8 protein-coding genes are annotated in these 13,028 nt (G+C 32.2%); 1 reads left to right on the top strand and 7 read right to left on the bottom strand.

The annotated features are described in order from the left end of the window. Window positions 1-17: 17 nt before the first annotated feature. The 4 genes from Q0975_RS19940 to mazG form a co-directional block, all read right to left on the bottom strand. On the bottom strand, window positions 18-3,041 hold the full coding sequence (locus Q0975_RS19940) for a TonB-dependent receptor (RefSeq protein ID WP_299439918.1): 3,024 nt from the start codon (window positions 3,039-3,041) through the stop codon (window positions 18-20). 262 nt (window positions 3,042-3,303) lie between these two features. Further along, a complete protein-coding gene (locus tag Q0975_RS19935) occupies window positions 3,304-4,821 on the bottom strand; it encodes a helix-turn-helix domain-containing protein (protein ID WP_299439916.1) in 1,518 nt (505 codons plus the stop codon). 351 nt (window positions 4,822-5,172) lie between these two features. Further along, window positions 5,173-6,690 (bottom strand): helix-turn-helix transcriptional regulator, encoded by a 1,518-nt coding sequence (locus tag Q0975_RS19930; protein WP_299439914.1) that lies wholly within the window; start codon window positions 6,688-6,690, stop codon window positions 5,173-5,175. Between the two features lie 288 nt (window positions 6,691-6,978). After that, entirely contained in the window at window positions 6,979-7,752 is a 774-nt protein-coding gene (gene mazG / locus Q0975_RS19925; RefSeq protein ID WP_299439912.1) for a nucleoside triphosphate pyrophosphohydrolase, read from the bottom strand. Window positions 7,753-7,872: 120 nt separating this feature from the next. Here mazG and Q0975_RS19920 point away from each other — a divergent pair, with 120 nt between their 5' ends. Further along, the gene (locus tag Q0975_RS19920; RefSeq protein ID WP_299439910.1) at window positions 7,873-9,168 is read left to right on the top strand and encodes a nucleotide disphospho-sugar-binding domain-containing protein; all 1,296 of its coding nucleotides are present in this window, start codon (window positions 7,873-7,875) and stop codon (window positions 9,166-9,168) included. Here Q0975_RS19920 and Q0975_RS19915 read toward each other — a convergent pair whose 3' ends face one another. The 3 genes from Q0975_RS19915 to mnmA are packed head-to-tail and all read right to left on the bottom strand — an operon-like array spanning window position 9,169 to window position 12,979. Further along, window positions 9,169-10,113 carry a nitronate monooxygenase gene (locus tag Q0975_RS19915; protein ID WP_299439908.1) on the bottom strand — a complete coding sequence of 315 codons (945 nt, stop codon included), beginning with the start codon at window positions 10,111-10,113 and terminating at the stop codon, window positions 9,169-9,171. It abuts the gene before it with no gap. Then, window positions 10,113-11,732: a S8 family serine peptidase gene (locus tag Q0975_RS19910; RefSeq protein ID WP_299439906.1), complete on the bottom strand. Its 1,620-nt coding sequence runs from the start codon at window positions 11,730-11,732 to the stop codon at window positions 10,113-10,115. The genes Q0975_RS19915 and Q0975_RS19910 overlap by 1 nt, the downstream gene beginning before the upstream one ends. Before the next feature lie 29 nt (window positions 11,733-11,761). After that, a complete protein-coding gene (mnmA, locus tag Q0975_RS19905) occupies window positions 11,762-12,979 on the bottom strand; it encodes a tRNA 2-thiouridine(34) synthase MnmA (protein ID WP_299440019.1) in 1,218 nt (405 codons plus the stop codon). Window positions 12,980-13,028: the final 49 nt, after the last annotated feature.

Here is a 13,028-nt window from a genome sequence, read left to right as displayed (position 1 = left end):
TATTATCGTTAAACTATTTAGAAAGAAAGATTAATTCCAAAAGTATATGTTGATGCTTGCGGTAAAGTAAAGAAATCTTGGCCTGCCGCATCATTACCATCAGCACCATTGGACAATTCAGGATCATATCCATCTAATCCATCACTTTTAAAGGTCAATAGATTTGTAGCCGTAGCATATAATCTTACTTTATTAATAAAAATTTTCTCTAAATGTTGCTGAGAAAGTGTGTAAGATAAAGTCACATTTTTTAATCTTACGAAAGACCCATCCTCGAGTTGTGCACTTGAGCTTTGATTAAAAGTATTTATGGTTGGACTATCAGGACTTGGTATAAAAGCTTGATCTCCAGGTTGCTGCCATATATTTAAAACTCTATCTGATTTATTAAACCCGCTTATTGGGTTTTCAGTAAATTCTCTAGAAGTTAGTAATACATCATTACCAATAGAAAAATTGAATAATGTATTTAATGACCAGTTTTTATATGTAAATACATTACTAAATCCTCCGATTACATCGGGATTTGCTTGACCTACTATACGTCTATCGGCAGCTACTGGAGTTGTCGTTGGATTGCCGTCAGCACCTAACCATTCTGCATCACCTGTCTGAGGGTTAACTCCTATATATGGTATTAAATACCAAGAATTTGCAGAGAAACCTTCTATAGCTCTCTGTCCTGAAAATGCTAGAGATCCACCCGTACGTTCAACAAATCTATTTCCAAGCTCATCTACGCTCGATCCTTCAGGGAGATTTGTTACTTCATTTTCATTAATTCCAAGATTTAAACTTGAAGTCCATTTAAGGCCGTCGTTTGCACCATTCAAAATCACAGCATCTATAGTTACATCAAAACCAGTGTTTTCTAATTCTCCTATGTTTCGGTTTACTCCATTAAGTCCATTGTTAAATGTTGGATCTACAGGAACAAATAAAATTAAATCGTCTGTCACGTTTTTATAATATTCTACATTAAAACTTAACCTTCTATTGAAAAAAGAAGCGGTTAACCCAATATCCCGAGTTGTAGTACTTTCCCATTGTAAATCAGGATTTGGTAATCTGAAAGGTGTAAGTCCAGGCTCACCATTATAATTATTTCCTTCAAAAGTCCCTAAGGATGCGAAATTACCAATACGATCATTTCCAGTCGTACCATAACTTGCATTTAGTTTTAGTCCTTGAACCCAGTCTACATTCTGCATAAACGCTTCATCAGATATATTCCATCCTACTGCTGCTGACCAGAATGTTCCAAATCTATTATTGGCACCAAATCTAGAAGAACCATCTCTTCTTATGGAGCCTTCAAGAATATATCTACCATCTGCATAATCATATGACGCTCTACCTAAATAAGATACTAGTCTATTTGCATCACCGCTTGAAGAGGTAAGAGGAAATGTTGAAGCCGACTCGACATTTTGTTGTGCATCGGATAAAAATCCTGTACCTGATACTTGAACATTCCTAAATTGATTGTCCTCAAAGGAGTATCCTGCCAAAAGACTTAAATTGTGTGCATCACCAAAAGTTTTATTATACGATAATAAACTGTTAAGAATATATCTATTTTGTTGAAACACAGAATTGGCTGCTGATCCGTCTTCAACTAATAGGTCAACATTTCTTGTTTGATTTTCCGTAAACGTTCTATCAATTCCTATATCTTGTTTAAAACCTAAACCATCTATTAGAGAAGATAAATTGAAATCTAAAGAACCATTTCCAACAATACGGGTGGTCGTAGCTAAGTTAAGATTTAATGCTTCTTGAGCTATCACATTACCTCCACCAACATTGCCAGTTGTAGTAAAATTGCCTTGATCATCAAATGGTACCACATCTGGTCGTTGCAGTAAAGCAATGGTATATGGTGAAGCAAAACTATTTTCATTAGGGACTCTATCAAATCGATTATTTGATATACTAGCATTTAAGGTCGCTGTTAACCAATCAGTGGCTTTAACCTGTATATTAGATCTAAAGCTAGTTCTCTCAAGGTTATCACCTATTCTTATACCTTCTTGATCTTCACGTGTAGCTCCGATAAAATAGTTTGTGTTTTCATTACCTCCTCTTATACTAAAATTATAGGACTGGCTTACAGCGGTTCTCAAAATAGCATCTAATGCATCAAACTCCCCTCCTGCGCTAGTTAGTGGATTTGCTGATACTGCAGAACCATTTCTTACGAGTGTTGTGAAGTCAATGTATTGCTGAGCATTTAATAAATTTGGTGTATCGGTTATTCTAGCAAACGAAGTGTTTACATCTATGTCAACCGTCACTTTTCCATTTTTATTTCCACGTTTGGTAGTAATTAATACAACCCCATTCCCTCCACGAGAACCATACAACGCTGCAGCTGCTGCCGATTTTAGAACAGATATGCTCTCAATATCATTTGGATTTATATTAGCCAAAGGATTAATACCTGCTCCAGAACCTTGATTAAAAGTGGTAAAACTGTCTCCTAGAGTTACTCCATCAACAACGAACAACGGTCTAGTATTACTTCCTATAGAACTAGTACCCCTGATATTAATTGTAGGAGCAGAGCCCAGACCTCCAGAGCTAGAAAACACCTGAACCCCAGATGCTTGCCCTTGCAATATATTCTGGGGAGAATCTGCAATAATATCTGCAATATCAGCATTTGAAACTGTACTAATACTGGTTACTAATTTCTTTTTAGCCTGCGATCCATAAGCAACTACCACAACTTCCTCTAACTCCGCTGCTGAAGCTTCTAGTTGCACATTGATAGTGTCTGAATCACCTACTGCGATGTCTTTGTTAGTAAAACCTACATAGCTGAAGGTTAAAACAGCTCCTCTTGGCGCATTAATCGTATAATTACCATCGAAATCCGTTTGGGTTCCATTATTAGTGTTTTTCACTAATACATTAACACCAGGCAATGGTAAACCACTATCATCGGTAACATTACCTGTGATTGTTTTTTGTTGAGCAAATGCAATGCTAGATATCAAAAACATGAACATTAGCAATTTGTAATGATGTACTCTCATAAATAATTTTTTTCTAGATTATATTATCAAATAGCTTTTGTATAATCATAAGAAGGAAGGCTAGAATAAAATGAAGGCTAACTCAATATATTTTATAAAACTCGAACAAGAACAAAGTACAAAGTACAGGTAGAATAATGTAATCATATTCTACCCTCCCTTCTTTATGATTATCGAGTTAAAGAAACACACGGAGAGGCTTATAGAGGGTATACCCTACATAAGTTTACCTAAAAAATTATATAATTTAACGGTTAAAAAATCAAGCAACGAGGGATTTCACGTATTCGGATGGAGTGATGTGATTATATTTCTTAAAAGACCTATTAAATGTTACTTTATTATTAAAGCCAACTGCATAAGCAACTTCAATTATATTGACATTTTTAGATTTTTCTTTCTTTAAAATTTCTTTTGCTTCCCGAATCCGATAGGTATTAATTAATTCAAAAAAATTAAGATTAAAGTGTTCGTTTATAATTTGAGAAGCATTATTACGAGTAGTATCTAAATAATCTGCGAGTTTTTGAAGGGTGATATCATTTTGAAGATAAATTTTTTCCTGATCAAGAAGCTCCAATAATTTTTCTTTCAATTCTATTGATAAACCTTGGGTGAGGTTTGATTTCCGATATTTGCTAAATTTTATTTTAGTTTTATCTTTTAGTTGTTTTAAATTATCTACAGTATTTAAACGAGAATAAGCAGTATAACTTATATACAATACCAAAAGAGACATAGAAATAATCTGCAAATAAAATAAAAAGCCTCTTATAATAGATTGATTTATAAGGCCCGCATAAATGGTGTAAGAAACAATATAAATAGTACAAAAGATTACTATATTCCGTAACCAATTGCGTTCTTTTTTGGCTAAACTTTTATCATTTCGAATTGAAGTAAAATACATTATTATGATCAAAGTTATGTATCCTATTAACGATATCAATTTAAAAATCACGATTGTACTTAAGTATGGTCTCTCATTATTTAGTATCATTCTTAATTTTTCCTCTGGAGGTAAAGAATAAATCGGAATTAGAATAATCAGAAAAATGACCGTTGGTAATAAATGAAATATATCCAATAACTTAAATTGATACTTTGAAGCTACCCTTTTAAAATAAAAATAAATAAGAGGTCCATACAAAAAGGAAAATGACGCCGATAAATATAATGTATGAGGTAAGTAATATTCATAATTAGTAAGTAATATACTAACACGAATAATAAAAAAAGAATGGATTAACAAAAAAGTACTTATCAAGAAATTTGCGACCTTATCGAGTCCTTTTCTTAAATTCAACATGGTATATATAAAAACACCTATGAACCCTACATATAAACAAAACAAAGACCAAAAACTTATTTTTTTAAGGTATTTATCTGATAACGCCTGGTAGGCTTTAGAATAGCTTATTTCTTTAAAATAGCTATGCCCAATAAAATTAACATCTAGACTTTTTCTTATATATTTCTCTATATACTCACAAGCGAGTTCTGGTTGATTTAATTTAGTATAGGCAAACGCCATTTTCTTGTAAACCAGTGACGAATCAATAGTTCCAATTTTTAATGCTTTTTTACATTCCGAAATGACCATAAGATATTGCTCATTCTGAAAATTATCTTCCGCAGAATAAAACAAACTATCAATCTTTGGCTTATTATTCTTCGAACCTAATCCTTCTTCTTGTGAAGCATTAACAGATAAAGAAATTAAAAAAAGTAAAGCCCTAAATAGTAATCCTATGGTAATGTTTAATTGAGTTAGCCACATAATTAAGTTAAACAAATACCTAATCCAGCAATTTACGATATGTTTTTATTTTCTATCAAAACCACTTCTTTACAATTAGCATAATATTTCACCATTATATCAATTTCATGACAATCAAATTATCTCAAAAACAAAACCATAAAACCCAAACAACCAGATACTTAATTAAAATAAACACAACCTAATATCACGAAAATTAATTGTATTTCTCAACGTATAAATCTTAACATAAGCTATATGTTAATTAACAAAACTTATAGTTTATCCCATTTTATTCACAAAAGCTTATGTTAATATTATGTGAGAAAATACGTTTGTAGTTTTCAGAAAGGAAATAAGTTTAGCCAAAGATTAGGCTACGAAAGATTTAACGTATTCTGATGGAGTAATCTGATTGTACTTCTTAAAAGATTTATTAAAAGTAACTTTATTATTAAAACCTACTTCATAGGCAATATCAATAATATTAAAGTTCTTATGTTTTTCTGCTTTTAGTAGTTCTTTTGCTTCTTCAATTCTATACTTATTAATCAATTCAAAAAAGTTTAGATTAAAATGTTCATTTATAATCTGAGAAGTATTATGTCTTGTAGTGTCCAAATATTGCGCTAATTTCTGAAGGGTAATATTGTTTTGTTTATAAACTTTCTTTTCATCCAGAAGGTATCGCAACTTCTCTTTTAACTCTAGCGATAAACTTTCGGTAAGACCAGATTTCTTATACTTATCAATTTCAGGTAGTATATTATTTTTAATCAACCTTAAAGTCCCAAAAACGCTAGGTTGAACAAAAGCGGTATAGCTCACATATAAAACCAGTAAGGCCATGGATACAATCTGAATATAAAATAAAAAGCCGCTAAAAACATGTTTTACGATCAGTATTGCATATATCCCATAGGAAATTATATACACCGAACAAAAAACAACAATATTTCTCTGCCAGTTAAATACTATCTTGGAAAAGTATTTATTGATTTTAATAGAATTTAAATACATTTTTATAACTAAACCTCCATAGATCAATAAGGATATCAATTTAGAAATTGATACTAGATTTACATAAGGTCTTTCTTCATTTAGTATTATTCTTAATTTTTCACTTGAAGGAAGGTTATAAATTGGAAACATTAATATGAATAATAAAATGGTTGGTATCAAATGCAACAAATCCAAACGTTGAAACCTATAATTTATAGTAACCCTTTTGAAATAAAAATAAATAAGTGGTCCATATAGAAATGAAAACAATGTGGACATATACAATATATGAGGCAAATAATACTGATAGTTAGAAAAATATAAACCTATATGAATTATAAAAACTGAATGTATCAATATGAAGGCACTCATCAGTAGATTGGCTACTTTATCCGACTTTTCTCTAAAATTTAAAACAATCGATATAAAAAAACCTATAAATGCAACATAAAAGCAGAAAATAGACCATAGTCCAACTTGTTTGAGGTACTTATCTACTAATAATTGATAGGATTCGGAGTCACTAATTACATCAAAATAACTGTGCCGCACAAAAGAAGGATCGAGATTTGCAATCACATATTTATTTATGTATTCACTCGCAAGGTCTGGTTGATTATTCTTAGCATAAGAAAATGCTAACTTTTTAAATATAGCTATAGAATCACTGGATTTTGCTTCTAAAGCCATTTCATAATTTTTTATAGCCAGAGCATACCGGCTATTGTCATAATATTTCTTTGCAGAAATTATGACATCATTAAGATCGGTGCCCTTATTACTTATATTATTTATTTTATCGGATTTACTATATAATGATGATGAAATAAATAAGAAAATAAAAGCACTAAATAATGAATTTAATATTATTTTTTTTGAGTTAGCCACACAATTATTACTAAATAATTATACTTCCTAATTTACAACAACTTTTTCTTAATTTTCTCACAACAATGGATTTCCCGATAATATCTTACCTAAAAAACCAGTAAAATCAAGGTGTTTCAGATGGTAAATATTTTTAAAAAAATATGGTATAACCGTAAAAACCTTGCGAAAACTAAACAATCTACAATCATTAAACATGAAAAAAAACAAAAAATAGCTTATAACAAGTATTTTAACAATAATTTTTATGTTAAAATGAAACCTAAAAATGTATGGTATGGTATTACACTATAACTTCTTAGCTTCTTCCCAAAACACATCCATTTCCGCAAGCGTCATATCCTTCAAACTCTTACTTTTTTCTTTTGCTTTTTGTTCCAAATATTGAAATCGTTTTATAAATTTCTTATTAGTGCGTTCTAATGCATCTTCAGGATTAACATTTAAAAATCGTGCATAATTGATCATAGAGAACAATACATCCCCAAATTCGGATTCTATCTTATCAGTATCTTCCTTCTTAATTTCGTGCTGTAATTCTGCCAATTCTTCTTCTAACTTTTCGAATACTTGTTGAGGTTCTTCCCAATCAAATCCAACTCCTGCAACCTTGTCTTGTATCCTACTAGCCTTTACTAAAGCTGGTAAAGATTTTGGGACTCCTTCCAGGACACTATTTTTACCTTCTTTTAATTTTAAGTTTTCCCAGTTTCGTTTTACTTCTTCTTCGTCAGCAACCTCTACATCGCCATAAATATGCGGATGACGACTTATAAGTTTTTCACATATCTCATTAGCTACATCGGCGATATCAAAATCTTCCGTTTCACTTCCTATTTTAGCATAAAAAACAATATGTAATAGCAAATCTCCAAGCTCTTTCTTTACCTCATCAAGATCATTATCCAAAATAGCATCACCTAGTTCATACGTTTCCTCAATAGTAAGATGCCGAAGTGATTGTAATGTTTGCTTTTTATCCCAAGGGCATTGCTCTCGCAATTCATCCATTATGGTAAGTAATCGATCAAATGCCTTTAATTGATTCTCTCTAGAATTCATAGCTATAATTTTGTTTCAAAAATAAGGATAATATGATGCCCCCTATAATTAGATTATAAAAGTAATTTTTATCAAAAAAAGTATAGCTTTGAGGTTTCTTTAAAACAATATACATTCTATATGTCTCCTATAAAAATTCTTTTTGCCTGTATTCCTGCGGACGGACATTTTAACCCAATGACGCAATTAGCTATGCATCTCAAAGAGAAAGGACACGATGTAAGATGGTATACCGGCAAAACTTATAAAGACAAACTAAAGCAAATGGGGATTCCATACATGTCTTTCGAAAAAGCTAAAGAAATTAAAATTTCAGAATTGAATCAAGCTTATCCCGAACGTAAAAAATTAAAAGGAATATCACATATCAAATTTGACATTATTAACTTATTCATAAATCGAATGAAAGATTATTATGAAGATGTTAAGAAATTACATCAATATTTCCCTTTTGATATTTTAGTCTTTGACAATACTTTTCCGGGAACTATAGTAAAAGATAAGCTAAACATTCCAGTTGTTGGTATAGGCGTTGTTCCGTTAGCGCTATCGGCAGCAGATATCCCTCAATATGGTTTAGGGCATCAGCCAGCTACTAATTTCTTAGGTAAACGAAAACAAAACTTCATAAAGTTAATGGCAGAAAAATTGATATTTAGAGAAACAAAAGAAGCATATAATCAATTATTAGAAAGCCTTAATCTACCTAGTGAGAATCATAATATTTTTGACATTGCTCCATTAAATTCTTCTGTTTTTTTACAAAATGGTATCCCCGAAATGGATTACCCTAGACACTTTACTCCTAAATCGATAAAATATGTTGGGGCATTAGATACTTGGTCCAATAGCAAAAAGAAAGAACATAAAGATTGGAAAAACATTTTGAATTTATCTAAAAAGATTATTCTAGTATCTCAAGGAACGGTGGAAAAAAATAACAGAAAACTTATAATACCAACATTAGAGGCATTTAAAGACTCTGATTATATCATTTTGGTTACAACTGGATATAACGACACCGAAAACTTAAGAAAATTATATCCTCAAAAAAACATTCATATTGAAGATTTCATTTCCTATAATTCTGTAATGCCATTAACAGATATCTTCATTACTAATGGTGGATATGGAAGTTGCATGATTAGCCTTAAACATGGAGTACCAATGATTACTGCTGGAATTAACGAGGGTAAAAATGAAATTTGTGCTCGTATTGACTATTGTAGTTTAGGGATAGATTTAAAAACTGAAAGACCAAGAGCTATTTCTTTACAAAATGCTGTAAACGAAATATTGAATTCCGAGATATTCTATAACAAGGTAAAAAAAGTACAGAAAGAACTAAATTCCTATGACACATTAAATATTTGTGAAAAATACATTATGAACCTTTTATCTCCAGAGAATAATTAATCAGAACTTAACTTCACTCATCCTTAGTCTGGTGATATTAAAATCAGTCACTAAATCTTCTACTATTTTTGAAACAGGTTTGATATCGTGAATCAATCCAGATACCTGTCCAATTTCTAATTCACCTTCTACCAGATCACCTTCAAACATTCCTCGTTTTGCACGAGCGCGACCAAGAAGGGTTTTAAGTTCTTCTATAGATGGGCTTTTAGTATATAGTTCGGCTACATCCTGGTAAAATTTATTCTTCAGCATTCGTACTGGAGCTAACTCTTTTAGAGTAAGGTGTGTATCACCTTCTTTAGCATCCACAACCATTTTTTTAAAATTCATATGAGAAGAAGCCTCTTCACTTGCTACAAATCTACTACCTATCTGAACTCCATCAGCTCCTAATCCCATAACCGCAAACATCGATTCGCCTGTGGCAATACCGCCAGCAGCGATTAGCGGTATATCTATTTTCTCTTTAACTATAGGTATTAACGCCAAAGTAGTTGTTTCGTCTCTTCCATTATGTCCACCAGCTTCAAAACCTTCTGCAACTACAGCATCCACACCTGCATCCTGAGCTTTTAGCGCAAATTTCAGGCTACTAACCACATGAACCACGGTAATTCCTTTTTCTTTAAGATAATGCGTGTACGTTTTAGGGTTTCCTGCTGATGTAAAAACGATCTTTACTCCTTCCTCAATAATAATTTCAATAATCTCTTGAAGATTAGGATATAGCATGGGAACATTAACACCAAAAGGTTTATCTGTTGCTTTTTTACATTTCTGAATATGTTCTCTTAGCACATCCGGATACATCGATCCTGCTCCTATGAGCCCTAAACCACCTGAATTACTGACTGCACTTGCAAGTTTCCATCCACTTGCCCAAATCATCCCACCTTGAATGATAGGATATTGAATTTTAAAAAGCTCTTTGACTTTATTCATTAGTATTTTGATATCTTCAATGTATAACGTGAAGTATCTGAAATCAACTCTACAAGGTATAAGCCATTTGACAAATCGTTTAGAGAAATATAGTTTACATTTTCTAAGCTTTCAGATTTCACCATTTTTCCTTCAGTTGTAAAAATCCGAATTTTAAGTGATTCTTTAGTAATTAAATCAAAAAATAATCTATCATGTACAGGATTTGGATACACTCTAAAATCTTCTATTGAATTTTCATCTATAGATAAATTTTCGAGTATTGTCTTAAAATTAGGAATTCCATATCCCAGTTGGATAGTTGGGTTATTATATAAAGATGCAGATTCTCTAACCAATTGCATAATCTCTGCATTAGTCATGGAAGGAAAAGCTTGCCATAAACAAGCCACTGCTCCAGCCATAATTGGAGAACTGAAAGACGTACCACTACTTGTTGACACTACATTATTAGATAGAATGACTGCCGCTCCAAGCCCTTTAGCCACAACATCCGGTTTCACCCTATTATCAGCAGTAGGTCCTCTGGAACTAAAGGATGCATAATTCCCGATGCTATTAACCGCTCCAACAGTTAATGTTCCTAGAGCATCACCAGGAGCTGTAATTATTCCCCAACTACTATTTCCCGAATTTCCTGCAGAAGTGACCAGTAACATTCCTTTTTCGAAAGCCATATTCGCTCCTCTGGAAATAAATGCTGTTTGTCCATCCATATCAGACGTACTGTATTCATAAGCCGGATTATCAAAACCATTAGAATACCCTAAAGAAGTGTTGATCACCTGTACTCCTAAACTATCTGCTCGTTCTACAGCTTCTACCCATAATGCTTCTTCTTTTGGTCCTTCTGTAGCCGCATCTTCTGTTATAAATAAATAATACTTAGCATCTGGAGCGGTCCCCACAAATTGTCCATCGATAAAGCCTGCAATATCACTAAATGTTTGAGTTCCGTGAGAGCTTCCAGAAAAAGCAAACTCATTATCATCTCTCCTTACAAAATCATAACCATCTAATAATCTGCCTTCATCTCTAATACGCTTAAATCCATCAATAGTATTCACTCCCGGAAAACCAGAATCCATTACAGCAATAGTCATTCCTGTTCCGGTGAAATCTTGCTCATGAAGATAATTAGCATTTAACTGCTGGATTTGTTGCGCTGCACTCCCATAATTAAATGTAGTTTTTACAGCGAACTTATTATTATTTTTAGGAGTAAGGTCTTTTTTATGAATTATTGATTTTCTGATATCCAAAGAGTTATCTGCATAATCGATACTGTCAACAAAACCTAAACTCAACAGATTAGCAATATCTGTTTGACTACCTCTAACATAGACACAATTAAACCATTTAGATTTTGCTAATACTGTTACTCCTGTAGCGTTTTTAATCTGAGTTACGTATGCTTCATTAACAGGAACATCTTTTTCATCAATCACAACATTATGAAGATTTTTTCGATCAATAGCTTCTTGAGTAAGAATGGATATTGGATTAGCGATAGCGGATGCAACATCTTCCTTATCAACAAAATACACCCAGGCATCTTCAGTTTGAGCAATTCCCATTTGTGTGACAAAAAAAAACAATAGAATAATTCTCTTTCTCATTATATAGGCATTTAAGTAGCCCCCACAAGTTACGAAATTACTCCAGACCCTACTAATTCATCATTTAGATACCAAGCAACAAACTGACCTTCTGTGATTGCACTCTGAGGATTTTCGAAAACTACATATAAACCAGAATCTATTTGATATAAAGTCGCCTTTTCTAAAGATTGTCTGTATCGTATTCTAGCCATAACATTTAATTCTTCATCAACATGAAGCTTTAGATCCGAACGCACCCAGTGTAATTCTTCGTTGCTAATAAAAAGTGCTTTTCTATATAAGCCAGGATGATTTTTACCTTGCCCCGTATAGATTACATTCGTTTCTACATTCGTTTCAATAACAAATAAAGGTTCAGGTGTTCCTCCAACTCCCAGACCTTTCCTTTGGCCTTTTGTAAAATAATGTGCTCCTTGATGCTTTCCTACTACTTTGCCATCATTAACATCATATCTATATTTCGAAGAAAGGAATTCTAATTCCTGTTTTTTGGAATTAAAATCCGGGATGCTCTTTTTATACATCTCTTCTGTAGATGGAATTTCAATAATATCTCCTTGTATAGGTTTCAATTTTTGCTGAAGAAACTCTGGTAATCTTACTTTTCCAATAAAACATAATCCTTGAGAATCTTTCTTATCTGCGGTTACAAGATCTTGCTCTTTAGCTATCTCTCTAACTTCTGGTTTTAATAACTCTCCAACAGGAAAAAGCGTTTTTGCTAGTTGATCCTGTGATAACTGACACAAAAAATATGATTGATCTTTGTTAGGATCTTTTCCTGCCAAAAGACGATGTATTTCTTTGCCTTCTTTAACAACAGTATCTTTTCGGCAATAATGCCCGGTAGCAACATAATCTGCTCCTAACGATAATGCTATTTTTAAGAATACATCAAACTTGATTTCACGATTACACAAAACATCAGGATTAGGAGTCCTTCCTCTTTCATACTCATTAAACATATAATCAACGATACGTTCTTTATATTCTTCACTCAGATCCACTGTTTGAAATGGAATTCCTAATTTTTCTGCAACTAATAATGCATCATTACTATCATCTAACCAAGGACATTCATCTGAGATAGTTACAGAATCATCATGCCAATTTTTCATAAAAAGACCTATTACTTCATACCCTTGTTCTTTTAATAGGTATGCTGCTACACTAGAATCCACTCCACCCGATAAACCTACAATAACTCTTTTCATTATTACTATTTTGTATACATAATTCTCTATTATAAAATTAAAAAGAGAAAAACGATATGACTTCTATTTTCAAATTATT

This window comes from uncultured Aquimarina sp., assembly GCF_947500065.1.
Lineage (GTDB): Bacteria > Bacteroidota > Bacteroidia > Flavobacteriales > Flavobacteriaceae > Aquimarina.
The sequence above is the reverse complement of the archived record's forward strand: the minus strand, read 5'-3'. Positions and strand labels throughout refer to the sequence as shown.

What these genes read in the sequence shown, in the direction of transcription:
- Q0975_RS19940 (WP_299439918.1), bottom strand. Translation starts at nt 3,041, where the DNA reads ATGAGAGTACATCATTACAAATTGCTAATGTTCATGTTTTTGATATCT.
- Q0975_RS19935 (WP_299439916.1), bottom strand. Translation starts at nt 4,821, where the DNA reads ATGTGGCTAACTCAATTAAACATTACCATAGGATTACTATTTAGGGCT.
- mazG (WP_299439912.1), bottom strand. Translation starts at nt 7,752, where the DNA reads ATGAATTCTAGAGAGAATCAATTAAAGGCATTTGATCGATTACTTACC.
- Q0975_RS19920 (WP_299439910.1), top strand. Translation starts at nt 7,873, where the DNA reads ATGTCTCCTATAAAAATTCTTTTTGCCTGTATTCCTGCGGACGGACAT.
- Q0975_RS19915 (WP_299439908.1), bottom strand. Translation starts at nt 10,113, where the DNA reads ATGAATAAAGTCAAAGAGCTTTTTAAAATTCAATATCCTATCATTCAA.
- Q0975_RS19910 (WP_299439906.1), bottom strand. Translation starts at nt 11,732, where the DNA reads ATGAGAAAGAGAATTATTCTATTGTTTTTTTTTGTCACACAAATGGGA.